The sequence below is a fragment of the Tepidibacter mesophilus genome (assembly GCF_002724055.1).
GTDB lineage: Bacteria > Bacillota > Clostridia > Peptostreptococcales > Peptostreptococcaceae > Tepidibacter_A > Tepidibacter_A mesophilus.
The window spans coordinates 299,038-319,002 of sequence record NZ_BDQY01000001.1 but is presented as its reverse complement, the minus strand read 5'-3'; the positions used below and the strand labels follow the sequence as shown (position 1 = coordinate 319,002).

At 30.4% G+C, this 19,965-nt stretch carries 21 protein-coding genes and 1 riboswitch; of the genes, 20 read left to right on the top strand and 1 reads right to left on the bottom strand.

All coding sequences use genetic code 11. The annotated features are described in order from the left end of the window. Nucleotides 1-8: 8 nt before the first annotated feature. From rodA to Tmeso_RS01465, 15 genes are all read left to right on the top strand, one after another. A complete protein-coding gene (gene rodA / locus Tmeso_RS01535) occupies nt 9-1,100 on the top strand; it encodes a rod shape-determining protein RodA (RefSeq protein WP_099187642.1) in 1,092 nt (363 codons plus the stop codon). Nucleotides 1,101-1,115: 15 nt separating this feature from the next. Continuing rightward, nucleotides 1,116-1,526, top strand: coding sequence for a methylglyoxal synthase (gene mgsA / locus Tmeso_RS01530; RefSeq protein WP_099187553.1), 411 nt, complete (start codon nt 1,116-1,118; stop codon nt 1,524-1,526). 104 nt (nt 1,527-1,630) lie between these two features. Beyond that, a riboswitch (Lysine riboswitch) is annotated at nt 1,631-1,808 on the top strand. 121 nt (nt 1,809-1,929) lie between these two features. Continuing rightward, nucleotides 1,930-2,310, top strand: coding sequence for a 3-aminobutyryl-CoA ammonia lyase (gene kal, locus Tmeso_RS01525; protein ID WP_099187551.1), 381 nt, complete (start codon nt 1,930-1,932; stop codon nt 2,308-2,310). A gap of 12 nt (nt 2,311-2,322) precedes the next feature. Then, nucleotides 2,323-3,144 carry a 3-keto-5-aminohexanoate cleavage enzyme gene (kce, locus tag Tmeso_RS01520; RefSeq protein WP_099187549.1) on the top strand — a complete coding sequence of 274 codons (822 nt, stop codon included), beginning with the start codon at nt 2,323-2,325 and terminating at the stop codon, nt 3,142-3,144. 4 nt (nt 3,145-3,148) lie between these two features. Beyond that, a complete protein-coding gene (locus tag Tmeso_RS01515) occupies nt 3,149-3,802 on the top strand; it encodes a 3-oxoacid CoA-transferase subunit A (RefSeq protein WP_099187547.1) in 654 nt (217 codons plus the stop codon). Nucleotides 3,803-3,806: 4 nt separating this feature from the next. Next, nucleotides 3,807-4,466 carry a 3-oxoacid CoA-transferase subunit B gene (locus Tmeso_RS01510; RefSeq protein WP_099187545.1) on the top strand — a complete coding sequence of 220 codons (660 nt, stop codon included), beginning with the start codon at nt 3,807-3,809 and terminating at the stop codon, nt 4,464-4,466. A gap of 18 nt (nt 4,467-4,484) precedes the next feature. Then, on the top strand, nt 4,485-5,519 hold the full coding sequence (gene kdd, locus Tmeso_RS01505; RefSeq protein WP_099187543.1) for an L-erythro-3,5-diaminohexanoate dehydrogenase: 1,035 nt from the start codon (nt 4,485-4,487) through the stop codon (nt 5,517-5,519). 28 nt (nt 5,520-5,547) lie between these two features. Continuing rightward, complete coding sequence (gene kamA, locus Tmeso_RS01500) at nt 5,548-6,825, top strand: lysine 2,3-aminomutase (protein WP_099187541.1); 1,278 nt, start codon at nt 5,548-5,550, stop codon at nt 6,823-6,825. After that, nucleotides 6,800-7,816, top strand: coding sequence for a lysine 5,6-aminomutase reactivase subunit KamB (kamB, locus tag Tmeso_RS01495; RefSeq protein ID WP_099187539.1), 1,017 nt, complete (start codon nt 6,800-6,802; stop codon nt 7,814-7,816). Before kamA ends, kamB begins: the two co-directional genes overlap by 26 nt. Then, a complete protein-coding gene (kamC, locus tag Tmeso_RS01490) occupies nt 7,809-9,275 on the top strand; it encodes a lysine 5,6-aminomutase reactivase ATPase KamC (protein ID WP_242967800.1) in 1,467 nt (488 codons plus the stop codon). Before kamB ends, kamC begins: the two co-directional genes overlap by 8 nt. A gap of 25 nt (nt 9,276-9,300) precedes the next feature. After that, nucleotides 9,301-10,857 (top strand): lysine 5,6-aminomutase subunit alpha, encoded by a 1,557-nt coding sequence (kamD, locus tag Tmeso_RS01485; RefSeq protein ID WP_099187537.1) that lies wholly within the window; start codon nt 9,301-9,303, stop codon nt 10,855-10,857. Then, on the top strand, nt 10,857-11,645 hold the full coding sequence (kamE, locus tag Tmeso_RS01480; RefSeq protein ID WP_099187535.1) for a lysine 5,6-aminomutase subunit beta: 789 nt from the start codon (nt 10,857-10,859) through the stop codon (nt 11,643-11,645). The genes kamD and kamE overlap by 1 nt, the downstream gene beginning before the upstream one ends. Before the next feature lie 10 nt (nt 11,646-11,655). Then, nucleotides 11,656-12,423, top strand: coding sequence for an enoyl-CoA hydratase-related protein (locus Tmeso_RS01475; protein WP_099187533.1), 768 nt, complete (start codon nt 11,656-11,658; stop codon nt 12,421-12,423). A gap of 12 nt (nt 12,424-12,435) precedes the next feature. Continuing rightward, a complete protein-coding gene (locus tag Tmeso_RS01470; protein ID WP_099187531.1) occupies nt 12,436-13,275 on the top strand; it encodes a 3-hydroxybutyryl-CoA dehydrogenase in 840 nt (279 codons plus the stop codon). A gap of 13 nt (nt 13,276-13,288) precedes the next feature. Further along, nucleotides 13,289-14,467, top strand: a complete 1,179-nt coding sequence (locus Tmeso_RS01465; RefSeq protein WP_099187530.1) for an acetyl-CoA C-acetyltransferase — start codon at nt 13,289-13,291, stop codon at nt 14,465-14,467. Nucleotides 14,468-14,623: 156 nt separating this feature from the next. Here the strand turns inward: Tmeso_RS01465 and Tmeso_RS01460 are convergent, their stop codons facing one another. Then, nucleotides 14,624-15,190, bottom strand: a complete 567-nt coding sequence (locus Tmeso_RS01460; protein ID WP_278281311.1) for a peroxiredoxin — start codon at nt 15,188-15,190, stop codon at nt 14,624-14,626. Nucleotides 15,191-15,771: 581 nt separating this feature from the next. On the opposite strand from Tmeso_RS01460, the gene Tmeso_RS01450 reads away from it, so the two are divergent. The 5 genes from Tmeso_RS01450 (at nt 15,772) to Tmeso_RS01430 (ending at nt 19,828) form a co-directional block, all read left to right on the top strand. Beyond that, nucleotides 15,772-16,047, top strand: coding sequence for a hypothetical protein (locus Tmeso_RS01450; protein WP_099187524.1), 276 nt, complete (start codon nt 15,772-15,774; stop codon nt 16,045-16,047). Nucleotides 16,048-16,228: 181 nt separating this feature from the next. Then, the gene (locus Tmeso_RS01445) at nt 16,229-16,843 is read left to right on the top strand and encodes a hypothetical protein (RefSeq protein WP_099187522.1); all 615 of its coding nucleotides are present in this window, start codon (nt 16,229-16,231) and stop codon (nt 16,841-16,843) included. A 164-nt stretch (nt 16,844-17,007) separates the two neighbouring features. Continuing rightward, nucleotides 17,008-17,877: a mechanosensitive ion channel family protein gene (locus tag Tmeso_RS01440; protein ID WP_099187520.1), complete on the top strand. Its 870-nt coding sequence runs from the start codon at nt 17,008-17,010 to the stop codon at nt 17,875-17,877. 277 nt (nt 17,878-18,154) lie between these two features. Beyond that, the gene (locus Tmeso_RS01435; protein ID WP_099187518.1) at nt 18,155-18,664 is read left to right on the top strand and encodes a flavin reductase family protein; all 510 of its coding nucleotides are present in this window, start codon (nt 18,155-18,157) and stop codon (nt 18,662-18,664) included. A gap of 162 nt (nt 18,665-18,826) precedes the next feature. Continuing rightward, nucleotides 18,827-19,828: a peptidylprolyl isomerase gene (locus Tmeso_RS01430; RefSeq protein ID WP_187296180.1), complete on the top strand. Its 1,002-nt coding sequence runs from the start codon at nt 18,827-18,829 to the stop codon at nt 19,826-19,828. Nucleotides 19,829-19,965 lie beyond the last annotated feature (137 nt).

Genomic DNA, 19,965 nt, shown 5'->3' with positions numbered 1-19,965 from the left:
AGTTAAAAATGTTTAAGGATATTGATTGGATATTAGTTGCAACTGTAGTAGCAATATTTTCAATAGGAATGGTTATTATAAGTAGTGCAACACATGTTAATGATTCAGGAAGCTTCAGGCAACTTAATGTTCAAGCTATATCCTTTGTTATAGGTTTGGGAATAATATTTATAATGCTTTTATTTGACTATAATGAGATAGGCAAATATCATAAGTATATATATGGGTTTAATATATTTTTTTTATTGGCGGTTTATATTCCAGGCATAGGAGTATCCCATGCAGGTGCTAGTTCGTGGATTAAATTAGGACCAATAGATATTCAAACTTCAGAAATAGTTAAGTTAGGGTTTATAATAAGCTTTGCTAAGTTTATGGAAAATAAAAAAGATAAGTTGAACACATTTAAAGATTTGTTGCCTATAATTGGATATGCGGCACCTATATTATTGTTGATTTTGAAACAGCCAGATTTGGGAACTGCAATAGTATTTATATCTATAATATTTGGTATGACATTTATTGCAGGTCTTAATTATAAGATAATAGCATATACATCGATTACTGCAATACTATCTATACCTATAGTATATAACTTTTTAAAGCCACACCAAAGAATTAGGATAGATGCTTTCTTGCATCCGGGTGATCCTAAATATCCTGGAAATTATCAGGTCATTCAATCTATGGTAGCTATAGGATCTGGAAAGATATTTGGAAAAGGTCTTTTTAAAGGAACTCAGAATCAATATGATTTTCTTCCTGTACAGGAAACGGACTTTATATTTGCTGTATTAGGGGAAGAGTTAGGTTTGATTGGAGGATTTGTGTTAGTTTTATTGTTTTCATTGTTTTTAAACAGAATAATTAAAATAGCGAAAAACGCAAAAGATTTTTATGGAACTTTAATAACAATAGGAGTATTGTTTATGTTCTTATATCAAATTATTCAAAATATAGGGATGGCTATAGGTCTTATGCCTGTTACTGGAGTTACCCTTCCTTTTGTTAGTTATGGAGGTAGTTCTTTGGTTACTAGTATGATGGCGCTTGGAATTGTATTGAATGTTTCTATGAGAAGAAAGAAGATAAACTTTTAAAGGGAGTGCATATATATGAATATAGCTCTAATAGCTCATGATAGAAAAAAAGAGACTATGGCTAACTTTACAGTAGCATATAAGGACATATTAAAAAAACATAATTTATATGCTACTGGAACTACAGGTCTTAGAATTAAAGAGGCAACTGGACTTGATATAAATAGATTTTTATCTGGACCTTTAGGAGGAGATCAGCAAATAGGGGCAAAAATTGCAGAAGAAGATATGGATCTAGTCATATTTTTAAGAGATGCATTAGAAGCTCAACCTCATGAGCCGGATATACAAGCTTTAATAAGGTTGTGTGATGTTCATTATGTTCCAGTAGCTACTAACTTAGCAAGTGCTGAGATATTCATAAAAGCTATTGAAAGAGGAGATTTAGATTGGAGAAGTGTAAGAAAAACTAATATGTTTAAATAATTAAGCAAAAATACGTTATCTATATTTTTAGATAGCGTATTTTTTTTGCATATAAATAAATATTTAATCATATGTATTAATGTAAAAGAAAAAACTTAATTATTTGCATGAATAGAGGCCGCAGGAAAAAGGGTAGTCTTTAGTTTTTAAGGAGAAGAACCTCTGATATTAAAGATGAATGGTTTTCTTGCCGAAAGAATTTGTTTGTTCTTAGATAAGTTCTTGGGGACAAGGTGTATAGTCTTGTAACTGTCATTTGTATTATGATGTGCTATTTATGCGGTGGAAATAAAGATTTTCATTGCGTAAATTAGTATTATTTTAAAGCGTTGAAAATTTCTATTTTCAACGCTTTTTAGCTCTAAGGAAGTTGAGCAATGAACGAATAAAAGGGGGATAAATTATGAATGCTTTGATAAGAGTTAGAATGAGCTTACAGGATGCACATTATGGAGGAAATTTAGTTGATGGAGCTAAGATGCTTCAACTATTCGGAGATGTAGCTACAGAGCTTTTGATTAAAAATGATGGAGATGAAGGGCTTTTTAAAGCATATGATAATGTGGAGTTTTTAGCTCCTGTTTATGCGGGTGATTATATAGAGGCATATGGTCATATAGTTAGTATTGGAAATTCTTCTAGAAAGATGGAGTTTGAAGCTAGAAAGGTTGCAGTTCAAAGACCAGATATAAATGATTCTGCGGCTGATATATTAGATGAACCTATTGTTGTATGTAGAGCAAGCGGAACTTGTATTGTTCCAAAAGAAAAGCAAAGAAGATAAGGAGGAGAAAATATGGATAAGTTAATTATAACTGCTGCTATATGTGGAGCAGAGGTTACAAAGGATCATAATCCTGCCGTTCCTTATACTGTTAAAGAAATAGGAGATGAGGCACAAAGGGCATATGACGCTGGAGCTAGTATAATACATCTACATGTAAGAGAAGATAATGGACAACCAACCCAAAATATAGAGAGATTCAGAATGTGTATAGATGAAATAAAAAGTAGATGCCCAGACATTATAATACAACCATCAACAGGTGGAGCAGTTGGTATGAGCAACGAAGAAAGACTTCAACCTATCTATTTAAGTCCAGAAATGGCAACACTTGATTGTGGAACATGTAATTTCGGAGGAGACGATATATTTGTAAATTCTGAGAATACAATTAAAGAATTTTCACTTAAAATGAAAGAAATTAATGTAAAACCTGAAATAGAGGTATTTGATAAAGGCATGATAGATACTGCGATAAGGTTGTTTAAAAAAGGATATATAAATGACAATATGCATTTTAACTTTGTTATGGGGGTTAATGGAGGGATAAATGCAAGTTGTAGAGATTTATTATTCTTGAAAGAAAGTATACCTAAAAATGCAACTTTTACTGTTGCTGGAATTGGAAGATATGAATTTGAAATGGCAGCTGTATCAATACTTTTAGGAGGGCATGTTAGGGTTGGATTTGAAGATAATGTATACATATCAAAAGGTATTTTAGCTAAGTCTAATGCAGAGTTAGTTGAGAAAGCAGTTGAAATATCTAAAGTATTAGGAAGAGACATAGCTTCTTGTCATGAAGCTAGAAAAATACTTAAACTCAAGGGGTGAGAATATGAATAAGGTAGTTAAAGTAGATTCTTTAAAGAGTTTATTTAAAGATGGAATGACTATTATGATAGGTGGATTCTTAGGATGTGGAACACCAGAAAAATTAGTTGATTTACTAATAGATATGAATATAAAAGAGTTGACTATTATAGGAAATGATACAAGTTTTGTTGATAAAGGAATTGGAAGACTTATTGCAAATAATCAAGTAAAAAAGGTTATAGCATCTCATATAGGAACTAATAGTGAAACAGGAAGATTGATGAATGAAGGAAAAATGGAGGTTGAATTATCTCCACAGGGAACTTTAATTGAAAGAATAAGAGCAGGTGGTTTTGGTCTTGGAGGAGTACTTACTGAAACTGGAATTGGAACTTTGGTAGAAGAAAATAAACAAAAAATAAATGTAAATAAAAAAGAGTATTTGTTAGAGCTTCCTCTGAAGGCTGATATAGGGCTTATTAAGGGAAGTGTAGTAGATAAATTTGGAAATGTATACTATAAAGGCACTACTAAAAATTTCAATCCAATGATTGCCATGGCTTCAGATAAAGTCATAGTAGAAGCAGAATCTGTAGTAAATACAGGTGATATAAAGCAAGAATCAGTAATGACACCAGGTGTTTTAATTGATTACATAGTCAAAGGAGATGAATAAATTCATGATAGATTCAAAAAAAGCTAAAGAAATAATTGCAAAAAGAGTAGCTAAAGAATTAAGTGATGGGCAATTGGTGAACTTGGGAATAGGGCTTCCGACTAAGGTTGTAAATTATATACCTGATGATATTAATATTACATTTCAATCTGAAAATGGAATGGTTGGAATGGGAAAGTTAGTAAGAGATGAAGGTGTGGATGAGGATATAACTAATGCAGGAGGACAGTTTGTATCTATATTAAATGAAGGAGCATTCTTTGATAGCTCTATGTCATTTGGATTAATAAGAGGAGGACATGTGGATGTTACTGTTTTAGGTGCCCTTCAGGTTGATGAAAAAGGAAATCTTGCAAATTGGATAATTCCAGGCAAATTAGTTCCTGGTATGGGAGGGGCAATGGATTTAGTAGTAGGAGCCAAAAAAGTTGTAGTTGCAATGATACATACAGCAAAAGGAAAGCCAAAGATATTAAAAGAGTGCAAGCTTCCATTTACAGCAAAAGGGGTAGTTGACTTGATTGTTACTGAATACGGGGTCATGGAGGTCACAAAGGAAGGGCTTGTATTAAAAGAAATAAACAAAGATATTACAGTTGAAGAAATACAAGAAGTAACTGATGCAAAACTTATGATTTCAAAAAATTTGAAATATATGGATTAAATTAAAGGGGGATACACTATGAAATTATGTAAATATGGAACACATAGAGTAATTGAGCCAAAAGAGGTTTTGCCACAACCAGCTAATAGAATATCGAATGACATGAATATATACGATAACGAGATATTAATAGACGTTGATGCTCTTAATATAGATTCTGCAAGCTTTACCCAAATAGAAAATGAATGTTTGGGAGATATAGAAAAGATAAAATCTAGAATAATTGAAATAGTAAATGAAAAAGGAAAAATGCAAAATCCAGTAACAGGGTCAGGTGGAATGTTAATCGGAAGAGTAGAAAAAATAGGAAATAGAGTGAGTGATAAAGTTAATTTGAAAGAAGGAGATAAAATAGCAACACTAGTTTCTCTTTCCCTAACTCCGCTTAAAATAGATGAAATTGTAGATATAAAGCCTGAAATAGATAGAGTTGAAATAAAAGGAAAGGCAATACTGTTTGAAAGTGGAATATACTCAGTCTTACCTGATGATATGGAGGAAACTCTAGCGCTTGCAGCTCTTGATGTTGCTGGAGCACCTGCACAAACTAGAAAATTAGCTAAAAAAGGAGAGACAGTACTTATATTAGGAGCTGCTGGGAAATCAGGATTACTTTGTTGCTATGAAGCTAAAAAAGCAGTTGGTCAAAATGGAAAAGTTATAGGACTTGTAAGAAATGAGAAAAGTAAAGATATTCTCAGCTATACTGGATTTTGCAATGAAATAATAGTTGCAGATGCTAAAAATCCAACTGAGGTTTTAAATCAGGTATTAAAAGTTAACGATGGAAACGAAGTGGATATATCTATCAACTGTGTAAATGTAGAAAATACAGAAATGTCTAGTATATTGCCAGTTAGAGATGAAGGAATAGTGTATTTCTTTTCAATGGCAACAAGCTTTACAAAAGCAGCACTTGGAGCAGAAGGTGTAGGTAAAGATGTAACTATGATAATAGGTAATGGATATACAAAGAAACATGCTGATATAACATTAGAAGATTTGAGAGAGTGCGAGACTCTTAGAAATATATTTAAAAATTTATATGCATAAAAACAATAGGGGATAGAAGGGGGATATTATGAAAGATAGTAGAAGGTTTGAGATGTTTGAAAATGTTACAGATGAGCAGTGGAAAGATTGGAAATGGCAGCTAAAAAATAGAATAGAGACAGTTGATGAACTAAAAAAGTATATACCTTTAACAGAAGAAGAAGAAAAAGGAGCTATTAAGTGTCTTGAAACTTTAAGAATGTCTATAACACCGTATTATTTATCTTTAATAGATAGTAATGATTTGAATGACCCTATAAGAAAACAAGCAATTCCAACATCTCTTGAGCTGAATGAATCTGAAGCTGACTTACTTGATCCACTTCATGAAGACGAAGATTCGCCTGTTGAAGGATTAACTCATAGATATCCAGACAGAGCTCTTTTGCTAGTAACAGATCAATGTTCTATGTATTGCAGACATTGTACCAGAAGAAGGTTTGCAGGTCAAAATGACTGTACTCTTCCTATGAACCAAATAGATAAGGCTATTGATTATATAAAAGAAACACCTCAAATAAGAGACGTATTATTATCTGGAGGAGATGCGTTATTAATATCTAATGACAAACTAGAATATATAATTAAGAGATTAAGAGAAATACCTCATGTTGAAATAGTTAGGATAGGATCTAGAGTACCTGTAGTTATGCCACAAAGAATAACTGAAGATTTAGTGAATATGCTTAAAAAATATCATCCTATTTGGTTAAATACTCACTTTAATCATCCTAATGAGATAACACCAGAATCTAAAAAAGCATGTGAAATGCTTGCTAATGCAGGTATTCCTCTTGGAAACCAATCAGTTCTACTAAGAGGAGTGAATGACTGTGTTCATTTGATGAAAAAACTTGTAAATGAATTAGTAAAAATAAGGGTTAGACCTTATTATATATATCAGTGCGATTTATCTATGGGGCTTGAACACTTTAGAACTAGTGTATCAAAGGGAATAGAAATAATTGAAGGATTAAGAGGCCATACATCAGGATATTGTGTTCCTACATTTGTAGTTGATGCTCCTGGAGGCGGAGGGAAAACACCTGTTATGCCAAACTATGTAATTTCTCAAAACCATAATAAAGTTATACTTAGAAACTTTGAAGGAGTAATTACAACATATCAAGAGCCAGATACTTATATTCCATCATGTTCATGTGATGTTTGCAAGGAAGGTGAAAAAGTTGAACTTGTAGGAGTTTCAGGTCTTTTAAATAATCAAAGGATGGCACTTGAACCAGAAGGTCTTGAAAGAAAGTTAAGAGGCATTAAAAATCATGAAGAATATAATAAAAACTCTTAAAAAATATAAAAGTGTATCCATAATAGGTATGGATAAGAATGTTGGTAAAACTACAACTTTAAATTATATATTAAGTAAAACCAAGGGCAAGATGACCCTTGGTCTTACTTCCATAGGTAGAGATGGAGAAGAAAAAGATGTAGTTACAAGTACTTATAAGCCTAAGATATATATTTCTAAAGGTACATTGATTGCAACTAGTAAAACGTGTTTTTTAAATAGCGATGTAACTAAAGAAATACTAATTAGCACAAATATAAACACTCCTATGGGACAGGTTATAATATCCAAATCGTTAAGTGATGGACATGTAGAACTTGCTGGAGCATCTTCTAATAAAGATATAAAGGGTATATGTGGCAGCTTGATTAAATTAGGAGCTGAACTTGCATTAGTAGATGGAGCCTTATCAAGAAAAACTTCTGCATCACCATTTATTACAGATGCAACAATACTTTGTACGGGTGCTTGTGTATCTAAAAGCATGAATGATGTTGTAAAAGACACTATACATATTGTCAATACTTTATCTTTAGATAAGGAGGAAGATGAAATTGTATTAGAAAAAGCAAACAATATATCTAGAGTTGGAGTTATATACGAAGATTTACAATTTAAAGATTTGAATCTTTTAACATCTATAGATTCATCAAAAGAAATAGTACAAAATTTAAATAAGAATTCAACTCATATAGTTATAAAAGGTTTACTTCTTGATAAAGTAGTTCAAGATATAATGAAATCCACTGATTTGTATAAGGAACTAACCATATTAATACAAGATTCAACCAAGTCATTTGTAAGCAACAGCACAATGTATAGATTCTTAAAAACTGGTGGAAATATAAAAGTGATAAATAAAATAAATTTAATAGGGATAAGTGTAAATCCTAAATCAATATATGGATATGAATTTGATAAAAATCAATTTTTAGAGAAAATAAGAGCACAAGTTAAACTACCTGTATTTGACGTTATTGGAGGTGGTTAATATTAGATTTTTAGATGATAGTCAAAGAGAAGCCATAGGATTTAATTATATAATGAGAAATCTAGATATTTTAACACCGTATGGATTACAGATGAAAAAAGATATAAAACCTTATAAAAAAAATCAAAAGGACATTCTTGTAAAGGAATTAAATTACATAGAAACAATGAAAAATAGCTTTATCAAAAACAAAGATTATTATATGAAAGTAGAAAACATTCTATATAAATTTAAAGATATAAGAAAATCTCTTGAAAGATGTGAAAAATCTAATGTTTTGGACGAGGTTGAGATATTTGAAATAAAATGTTTTTGTATTTTGATTGAGGAGTTAATAGAGATATATAAAGAAATAAATATTCAAATATATGATATAAAATTTAAATCACCAGATAAAATAATAGATTTATTAGACCCTCAAAAAACAAGAATACCTACATTTTATATATACGATTCGTATAGTGCGAATTTAAGAAAAATAAGATATAGAAAAATGGAGATAGAGCAAAAAATATTTAATCAAATAGATGAAGAAATAATATACAACTTAAAACAAGAACGACTAGAGATAGTAATACTTGAGGAAAAAGAAGAACTACAAATAAAGAAATATTTATCAAATGAAATAAAACAGTTTGTAGACAATATACGAATCAATATAGGTTCTTTAGCAAAACTCGATTTTCTAATAGGGAAAACAAAATTAGCCATTAAATATAAAGGGGTAAGGCCTGAAATATGTGATGAAATGATTATAACTATAAATGACAGTGTAAATCCATATGTAAAAGATATTGTTGAAAAAAATAATAAGAAATTCACACCTATAAGTATAGATTTAAATAGCGGATCGACAGTAATAACAGGAGCTAACATGGGGGGGAAGAGCATTAGTTTAAATACTATAGTATTGAATTTAATGCTTGGGCAAATGGGATTTTTCGTATTCTGTAAAAAGGCTATATTTCCAATACTAGATTTTATATATTTTATATCCGATGATATGCAATCTGTAACTAAGGGTCTTAGTACATTTGGAGCTGAAATACATAAGTTAAAGGAAGTTGTAGAATCCATAAAAAGAGAAAATGGATTTGTTGCTCTTGATGAATTTGCAAGAGGAACAAATCCAAAAGAAGGCTCTATATTAGTAAAATCTGTGTGTGAATATTTAGAAAATTTTGATAGTATAAGTGTAATATCGACTCATTATGATGGCGTTATAGATTATAATACAGTTCATTATCAAGTTAGAGGACTAAAAGACATAGACTTTGATTCATTAAAATATAAAATACATTTGAATAAATCAAAATCTATACAAATAATACAAGATAATATGGACTATAGATTAGAAAGAGTTACAAAAGATTGTGAGGTTCCAAAGGATGCTCTAAATATATCCATTCTCATGGGACTTGATGAATCAATAGTGAATATAGCAAAACAATATTATTAAATAGTTACTGGGGGGATGAGATAAAATGGAAAGCAAGCTTAATTTGAATTTTGATATTGTAGATAAAGCTAGGCAGTGTGCTAAAAATATTGCAAATGATGTTCAGGGATTTATAGATGATCATACTACCGTAGCGGTTGAAAGAACTGTATGTAGATTGATGGGAATAGATGGAATTGATGAATATGGTGTACCTCTTTCTAATATAGTTGTAGATAGTATAAAAAGTAAAAATATGTTATCCTTAGGGGCTGCTTTATTTGTTGGAAATGCAATGCTAACTTATGAGATAAGCGCACAGGAGGTAGCAAAAAGGATTAGTAAAAAAGAAATAGATATAACCAAAATACCTCTTCATGACTTATTTGATATAAAGATGAATTTAGTATCTACAGTAAAGGAAACTATGGATAAAATAGATGCTAATAAAATGAAAAGAGAAGAGTATTTAAATACATTTTCAGATAAAAAAGGACCATATTTATATGTAATAGTTGCTACTGGAAATATATATGAAGATATAGTTCAGGCAAAGGCTGCTGCAAAGCAAGGAGCGGATATAATAGCAGTTATAAGAACTACTGGGCAAAGTCTTCTTGACTATGTGCCATATGGTGCAACTACTGAAGGTTTTGGTGGAACTTATGCAACTCAAGAAAATTTTAGATTAATGAGAGAGGCTCTTGATGAGGTTGGAGAAGAACTTGGAAGATATATAAGACTTTGTAATTATTGTTCAGGGCTTTGTATGCCAGAGATTGCTGCCATGGGAGCTATTGAAAGACTCGATGTAATGTTAAATGACGCTCTTTATGGAATATTATTTAGAGATATAAATATGAAAAGAACAATGATAGATCAGTACTTCTCAAGAGCTATAAACGGATATGCAGGAGTTATTATAAATACAGGTGAAGACAACTATCTAACTACAGCTGATGCAGTAGAAGAAGCTCATACTGTACTTGCATCTCAATTTATAAATGAACAATTTGCTTTAGTGGCAGGACTCTCAGAGGAATTAATGGGACTCGGGCATGCTTTTGAAATGAATCCTGATATAAAAGATGGTTTTTTATTAGAGCTTTCACAAGCACAAATGGCTAGGGAGATATTTCCGAAGGCTCCATTAAAATATATGCCACCTACAAAGTTTATGACAGGAAATATATTTAAGGGTCATATACAAGATGCTATGTTTAATATGATAACTATAATGACAAATCAAAAAATACATCTTCTAGGGATGCTAACAGAAGCTCTTCATACACCTTTTATGTCTGATAGAGCGCTTTCAATAGAAAATGCTAGTTATGTATCTAATACTATGAGTTCTTTAGGAGAAGAGATAATATTTAAAAAAGGCGGAATAATAGAAAATAGAGCTAATGAGGTATTAAATAAGGCATACGAATTATTAAAGGAAATAGAAGCTAAAGGATTATTCAAGACATTAGAAATGGGAACTTTTGGTGGAATAAAAAGACCTATAGATTCAGGTAAAGGGCTTGAAGGAGTTATAAAAAAGGATACAAAGTATTTCAATCCATTTATAGATATTATGTTAGGAGGGAAGAGATAATGAGCGGTGGACTTTACTCTATGGATAACAAGGAATTCGATAAGACTCTTGATTTAACAAAACTAAAGCCTTACGGAGATACAATGAATGATGGAAAGGTTCAATTAAGTTTTACTCTTCCTGTCAAAGATGATGAAAAGGGTATAGAGTGTGCAAAAATACTTGCTTCAAAGATGGGACTTAGTGAGCCGTCTGTAGCTTATCATAGGATGCTAGATAAAGAATTTACATATTATGTTGTGTATGGAAGTTTGAATCACACTGTTGATTATACTACTGTACATGTTGAAACTGTTGAAGTGGATACAATGTCTATGAAAGAGGTAGATGAATATATAAAAGATAATATAAAGAGAAAAGTAGTGGTTGTAGGAGCTAGTACTGGAACTGATGCTCATACTGTTGGAATAGACGCAATAATGAATATGAAGGGATATGCAGGACATTATGGGCTTGAAAGATACGATATGATAGAAGCTTATAACCTAGGAAGTCAAGTTGCTAATGAAGAGTTTGTAAAAAAAGCTATAGAGCTTAAAGCAGACGTGCTTTTAGTATCTCAAACTGTAACTCAAAAAAATGTACATATAAACAATCTAACTAATTTAGTAGAAATATTAGAGGCTGAAGGGTTAAGAGATAAGATTATTTTAATATGTGGAGGAGCTAGAATTGATCATGAATTAGCCAAAGAACTTGGATATGATGCTGGATTTGGTGCTGGAAAATACGCGAATGATGTAGCTACATTTGCAGTTACAGAGATGATAAATAAACAAATAGTATAGGGGGATTACTATGGAAAATTTATTTTATGAGAAGATTAATGATAATATAGGTATTTTAAAAATAGATAGAGCTAAGTATATGAACAGTTTAAATAAAGATACTTTGATTGAGTTAGATATATTTTTAGATGAAATAGAAAAAGACAAAAATATCCATGTTTTACTAATATCTGGTGAAGGTAATAAGGCTTTTGTAGCTGGAGCTGATATTAAGCAGATGAAGGACATGGGATGCGTTGAAGCTATGAGATTTTCAAAGCTTGGAAATAATGTATTTAAAAAGATAGAAAACTTAGAAAAAATTGTGATAGCTGCAATAAATGGATATTGTTTAGGTGGAGGATTAGAGCTTGCACTAGCATGTGATATTAGAATAGGAAATGAAAAGTCTAAATTTGCTCAACCTGAGGTTGGTCTTGGTATAATTCCAGGATTTGGAGCAACTCAGAGACTATCAAATGCTATAGGTATTTCAAAAGCTAAGGAAATGATATATACAGGAGATATTGTAGATTCAAAAGAGGCTTTAAGATTGGGGATTTTAAATAAAATAGAGGAAGATCCTATAAAAGAATCAATAGAAATGGCAAATAAGATAATTAAAAAAGCTCCTATAGCCGTAAAACAAGCTAAAAAATCTATAAATTTTGCCTATAATAAAAATTTATATATTGATTATGAGGTAGAATGTTTTGCCTCTTGCTTTAGTACAAGTGATCAAAAAGAGGGAATGAGTGCATTTGATGAAAAGAGAAAAGCTAATTTTGAGAATAAATAGGGGGTAATTTTTATGAAAATAGGGGTAATAGGAACTGGAACTATGGGAAGTGGTATCGCACAAGTTTTTATAGAAAAAGGATATGAGGTTGTTCTAAAAGGAAATAGTGAAAATGGAGTAAAGAAAGGTTTTAATATTATAGATAAAAATTTAGATAGAAAAGTTAAAAAAGAAAAAATAACATCAGAAGATAAAGAAGGTATTTTAGAAAAACTTAATATTTGTGTTGAAATAGAGGAATTAAAAGAATGTGACATTATAATTGAAGCAATAGTTGAAAATATAGAAGTAAAAAAAGAATTGTTTAAAAAATTAGATGAAATCGTAAAAGAAGATGCAGTACTTGCAACCAATACATCATCTCTTAGTATAACAGAAGTAGCACTTTCAACAAAAAGACCTGATAAGGTAATAGGAATGCATTTTTTCAATCCTGCACCAGTTATGAAATTAGTTGAAATAATAGAAGGGATAGCATCTTCACAAGATACTGTAGATAAGGTTCATGAACTATGTACTCAAATAGGTAAGGATCCCGTTATGGTTAAAGAGGCTCCGGGATTTATAGTTAATAGAATATTAATACCTATGATAAATGAAGCAATAGGTATTTTAGGTGATGGAATAGCTACTAGTGAAGAGATAGATAAGGCTATGAAGCTAGGAGCTGGTCATCCTATGGGACCACTTGAGTTATCTGACCTTATAGGAAATGATGTTGTTTTATTCATAATGGAAATACTACATAAAGAATTTGGAGATGACAAATATAGACCTCATACCCTTCTTAAAAAGATGGTCAGAGGAAATTTACTAGGAAGAAAAACAAAGAACGGATTTTATAAATATTAAAGGGGGAGTTGGGATGAGAGAAGCTGTAGTTGTCTCAGCAGTTAGAACACCTATAGGAAATTATGGGGGATCACTTAAGGATATAGAAGCTAGACAACTTGGAAGTTTGGTTATTAAAGAAGCTTTAAAAACATCTAATATAAGTCCAAATGATGTAGATGAAGTTATATTTGGATGTGTCCTTCAAGGTGGCCTTGGTCAAAATATAGCTAGACAGTGTTCATTAGATGCAGGTATTCCGGATAATGTCCCTGCAATGACTATAAATAAGGTATGTGGATCAGGTCTTAGAAGTGTATCACTTGCTGCTCAAACTATATTATCAGGGGATAATGATATAGTTGTAGTAGGTGGAGTTGAGAATATGTCAAAATCACCTTATTTACTTCAAAATGCTAGATGGGGATATAGAATGGGTGATTCTGATATAAATGATATGATGATAAAGGACGGACTTTGGGATGCTTTTAATGGCTACCATATGGGAATTACTGCTGAGAATTTAGCTACAAAATATAATATAACTAGAGAAGAACAAGATGAATTTGCACTTAGATCTCAGAATAAGGCTGAGAAAGCACAGTTAGATGGAAAATTCGATGATGAAATAGTTCCAGTTGTTATACCTCAAAGAAAAAAAAATCCTATAGTATTTGATAAAGACGAGTTTATAAAATATGGTGCTAAATTAGAAAAATTACAAAAGCTAAAATCTGCGTTTAAAAAGGATGGAACAGTAACTGCAGCAAATGCATCTGGAATAAATGATGGTGCAGCAGGTCTTGTTATAATGAGTAAAGAAAAGTGCGAAGAGTTAGGGCTTGAACCTTTAGCAACTATAGTTAGTTATGCATCAAAAGGAGTAGATCCGTCTATAATGGGAATAGGACCAGTTGATGCTGTTAAAAAAGCTCTTGATAAAGCTAATTTGTGTATTGATGATATGGACTTAATAGAAGCTAATGAAGCTTTTGCAGCACAGTCTATAGCTGTTGCTAGAGAGTTAAATCTTGATATGAAAAAGGTAAATGTAAACGGTGGAGCAATAGCACTAGGTCATCCAATAGGAGCATCTGGGGCTAGGATATTTGTAACATTACTTCATGAGATGAAGAGAAGGGATTCTACGTATGGGCTTGCTACTTTGTGCATTGGTGGTGGAATGGGTACTGCTGTTGTAGTTAAAAGATAGTGTTCGTTTGGGGCTTTGATGTGTTATGCATCAGAGTCTTTTTTGTGCTTAAAATCAAAATAATACACATTAAAATAACCCTACTTTGTCAACGTTTTAATGTGTATTATTTTGCAATTTTACTCTTACACTGTATAAGTTACTATCAAATTTATATCATATTTTCCCTGCAGATTGTAAATCGGGTTTTATGCCATTTTCACCAGGTTGCCAATTTGCTGGTGTGCCTTCATTACTTTGAGCATTATATTGTATTGCTTTTAATGCTCGAATTATTTCATCAATATTTCTACCTACAGTAGAAGGATAGACTTCCCAAAGTTTTATTTTCCCATTAGGATCAATTATAAAAGTAGCTCTGTAAGATGATGCACTTTTATCATCTAAAACACCATAGGATCTAGAAATATTAAGTGTTCTATCAGAAATTAAAGGATACATTACTTTTTTTGCACTTGGAGAAACTTCATGAAATACTTTATGAGAATAAATACTATCTGTACTGATACCTAAAACATCTGCTCCAAGTCCAGTGATTTCAGTATATCTATCAGCAACTGCTGCCAATTCGGTTGGTCATACAAATGTGAAGTCACTACCATAAAAAAGGAGTATGAGCCATTCTCCTGTATAGTCTCCAAGAGAGATTTGTTTTTGTGTTCCATTTACATATGCTTGTGCTGTAATAGGTGGTGCCAACATGTCTAATGAAATATGATTCATTATATCACTCCTAAAATTATATATCTTTTAATAGTTTTTCAAAGATATAAGAATCCTATACAATAGGAAAGGTGTTAAATTTTTCAATAAAATAAATTTATTATAAGCATGTATTATTGTACATTCTCTTAATAATTTTATAGGATTTGTTTTACTATAACAGTGATATATAACTCTAACCTATAATAAGATTTTTGCACCACTGTCTATAGCTGTTGTAAAAGAGTTAAATCTAGATATGTTATATATCAGGGTCTTTTTTAGTACAATACACAAAAATATCGTGGAAAAATTTGGTTTTATTTGATAGTATGGATATGGATGGTGGATATAGAGACTGTTTGCACTTGGGCTCAAAATAATACACATTAAAATAACGCTACTTTGTCAACGTTTTAATAAAACTACAGATTATGCTTTATAAAATTATCACAATTTAGATCGTTAGTGCAACTTTTGTTACAATAAGTAAATTGATATTTTTTGCATATAAGATTAAGTATTAGAGTTCAATATTAATTAGATATGAAAATATAATGAATTTATGAATAAAAACATATATTTAGATAGGAGAGAATTGTATGGATGCTTTAGGTATGTTGGCTTTTATAATAATAATTATTATAATATATATTTCAAGAATTGAAAGCCACCAGGATAGTATCGCGAGTAAGATTGATTCTCTTGGGGGACGCTTAATTGGTTATGAGCGACGTAATTTTTTTACAGGGATTGGGCCATTTATGTTTGTTGGTAAGGGGCGAATGATTTATAGAATAGAATATGAAGTTGATGGTATAAAAAAGGAAGGATGGGTAAAGTTTGGTGGAATATCAGGTCCTGATTGGAGAATATAGCAATACCATGTAACAATATTATTTACTTATATCTTATCTACTAATGGGATCGAGGGCTGCATAAGCAGCTACTCGTTGCATGATTTATTAATAGCTTAGTATTAGAACAGTGGAACGATTTAATCTTATAAACTTTATAAAAGGGTGTGAAATAATATATGGATATTTTAAGGGAACATATATGAAAAGAATTATTAAGATAAGAGAGTCTATTTTTAAATATTTGATTATATTATTAGGAATAGCACTAGTTTTTATGAATATTAAAATGTATGAAAATATAGGAGCAAGAAATGGGTCTAAGTTAGTGAGTCGTTATTATATATATATGAATGTATTAGTTCTAATTCTTAGTTTTATAGAGGGAAAAATAGTAAAGTACAGAGTGAAGGATTTAGATTTGAATTATATAAAACCTTACGGAAAGTCATCGATAGTAAAATACTGCATACTTTTTATTGGTTTCATTGCTATAGCATGGTGCATAAATATAGGCATGATTATCAGAACAAAGTTTTTAAGGACAGTGTGCAATGATATGATCATAGTTATGATAGTACAATATATTTCAATGAAAATAAGTATGTATATCAAATATAAGGTTATGTATAGAGAAAATATTTTAGTAATAGGGAATAAGTTATATGATATAGAAGGAATAAAAAGTATTAGGGATGACTTTGGTTCTAATTTTTATATGGAAGTTGGGAGTAAAGAGTATGAAATATTTTGTGGGCAGCTATCTACAAAAAAAGAATTGATGAATATATTATGCAATAAGATTACTTCGAATTGACCATAGAGGTTTACAGCACATAACATTTTAATATGCATCAATAGATTAAACACTTTGGTGCAACGGTATAGGATTGGAACATATATAAAAAATATAGAATAATTTGATTAGAGCCGATATAGTATGTATATAAATGATAATCTATATTGGAAGGAGTTATACTAATGAATTCGATTTTTACATATATAAATGGAAATGATTTGGTGATAAAGGTATTCTGGACTTTTATAGCTCTTATAGCTATTATGCTAAGTATTAAAATTATTAATCATATTATTTATACTAATATTGATGATAAGAATAAGTATTATTTAGTTAGAAAAAGAGTTTATTATTTTTTTAGTTCTAGTTTTGTGATCGTTTGTATATTTCTTTGGTCGAATACTACAACTAGTTTAACAACCTATTTAGGGCTTGTATCAGCTGGTATTGCTATTGCTTTAAAAAATCTATTTTCAAATATAGCAGCATGGGTATTTATAATTATAAAAAAACCATTTAAAGTAAGTGATCGTATAAGTATAAATAATCAAAAAGGGGATGTTATTGATATAAGGATGTTTCAGTTTAGTTTAATGGAAGTGTCATCCTTTGAGAATGGGGAGCAGAGTACAGGGTGTATTGCTATTATTCCAAACCATTACATTTTTTCACATTCTTTAATTAACTATAATAAAGGCTTTAAATATATTTGGAGTGAAATAAAGGTACTTATTACTTTTGAAAGTGATTGGGAAAAGGCTAAAATGATTTTGACGGATATAAGCAATAAACATTCTTTGCACTTATCGGATGAAGCCGCTAGAAGCGTAGATGAAGCAAAAAAAAATTATATGATTCATTATAATAACCTAACTCCAATTGTATATACAGATGTTAAAGAAAGTGGAATACAGTTAACTATGAGATACTTGTGTCCACCACGTCAAATGCGTAATACTGTTAATGATATATGGGAAGATATTCTTAGAGTATTTAGAGATGAAGAAGATATTCAATTAGCCTATCCAACGACAAGAGTTACTCGTGACTAGAATTTTTGATTAAAAAAAAATATTTAAAGAAAATATATATCTTAGCTTGATGCCTCTATGGCTAAGTGATAAATTTAATATATATTAAATCTTATATAGAATAGAAATATAAAGCGAAACTTAATTTAGGTGGAGTTTTTACTCCAACTGAATTTTTAGCTGCGTAAGTGCCCTAGGGGTAAGCTAATCCAGAAGCTGTTAAGTTCTTATCTACAGCCTTAAGCGGATGGAGTTTTAGAACTTTTAGCTTTCGGATAAATTTTAAGGAGTGATTTTTGTGAGGGAAATAAAATATAATGAATTATCTAAAGAACTTTTAAATCAGCTTCAAAAGGGAGCTTTTTTAAATGTTAAAGATAATGATGGAAATGTAAATACAATGACAATAGCTTGGGGAAATTTAGGTTTTATGTGGAATAAGCCTATTTTTACTGCCATGGTAAGATATTCAAGACATACATACAAATTAATAGAAAATGCTAAAGATTTTTCTGTAAGCTTTCCACTAAAAGGACAGTTAAAAGAAGCATTAAGTATATGTGGAACTAAATCAGGCAGAGATATAGATAAATTTAAAGAATCTAATATACATGCAGTAGATAGCAAAAACATAAATTCACCTATAATAGAAGACTGTGATCTTCATATTGAGTGTAAAATAGTTTACAAACAAGAAATGGATCCTAAATGTATAATAGACAGTGAAATAAAAGAAAAAAAATATTCAACTGACGATTATCATGTATTATATTATGGGGAAATAGTAGGTACTTATATAAACGAATAATTAGTATATAATTAGTTAAAAACTTCAATTCAGTAGAATCAGTATTACATGGATAAAATGATTAAAAATGAGTAGATATGAAAGAGGGTTTATTAAATCATAAATTGTAAATATGTTACAAAAGGTGATATAATAGCCTTAAAAAATGAGAGGATGTTCGATATGAAAAAAATAATAGCAGCACTACTTATGGCTTTAATGGTGTTTTCTATTACAGGATTTACTTATAAAGAATCAAAAGATATAGTGGCTAAGGTTAACGACACTGTAATAACTGTTAATGAGTATGAAAAGGTTTTAGCTATGTACAAAAAGAATTTTGAGGCTATATATGGACCTGATATATGGAATGTGGAAGTTGAAAAAGGAAAAACTGTAATAGAGGTTATAAAAGAACAAGTGCTTAATAACATAATCGATGATGAATTAGTTTATCAGGCAGCTCAAAAGGAAAGTATAAATGTAGATGATAAAGATGTAGAAGAAAAATTCAAACAGTTTAAAACTCAACTTGAATTAAATCAACAATTTAAGAAGTACTTAGAAGACAATGGTATAGACGATAAATTTTTAAAGAATCAATTAAAAAAAGATATGTTAGTATCTAAATATAAAGACAGCTATATAACATCTTTACAATTAAATGATGAAAAACTAAAAGTGTACTACGAAAAAAACAAAGAACAATACAAAAAAGAAGAGGCAAAAGCTTCTCATATATTATTCAAAAGTGTTGATGATAGTATGCAGCCTTTATCTGATCAAGATAAAAAAATAGCAAAGAAAAAAGCAGAGGACATATTAGTAAGAGCTAAAAATGGAGAAGACTTTGCATCCTTAGCTAAAAAATACTCTGAGGATACCGTTTCTGGAATTAACGGAGGAAATCTTGGATACTTCGGAAAAGGCGTTATGGTTCCAGAGTTTGAAAAGGCGACTTTTGAACTTAAAGCTGGAGAAATATCTGATTTAGTAGAGACTGAATTTGGATACCATATAATAAAGGTTATGGATAGAGTTGATGAAATTAGGGTTTTTGAAGATGTTAAGAATCAAATAAAGGATACTATAGAACGAGACTCATACAAAGAAAAAATGGATCAGCTTCAAAAAGACAATAAGATAGAAAAATTTGAAAATAATATTAAAGAGTTAAAAAATTAGATAAGAATTAAAAAATAATAAGTTAACTATAAAGAAAGAAGTGAAATCCTCGGATTTTACTTCTTTTTTGGATTTGAAATATTTATATAAAATCAGCAAGTAATCAAAAGTAGTATTTTTGCATAAAGACATAAAAA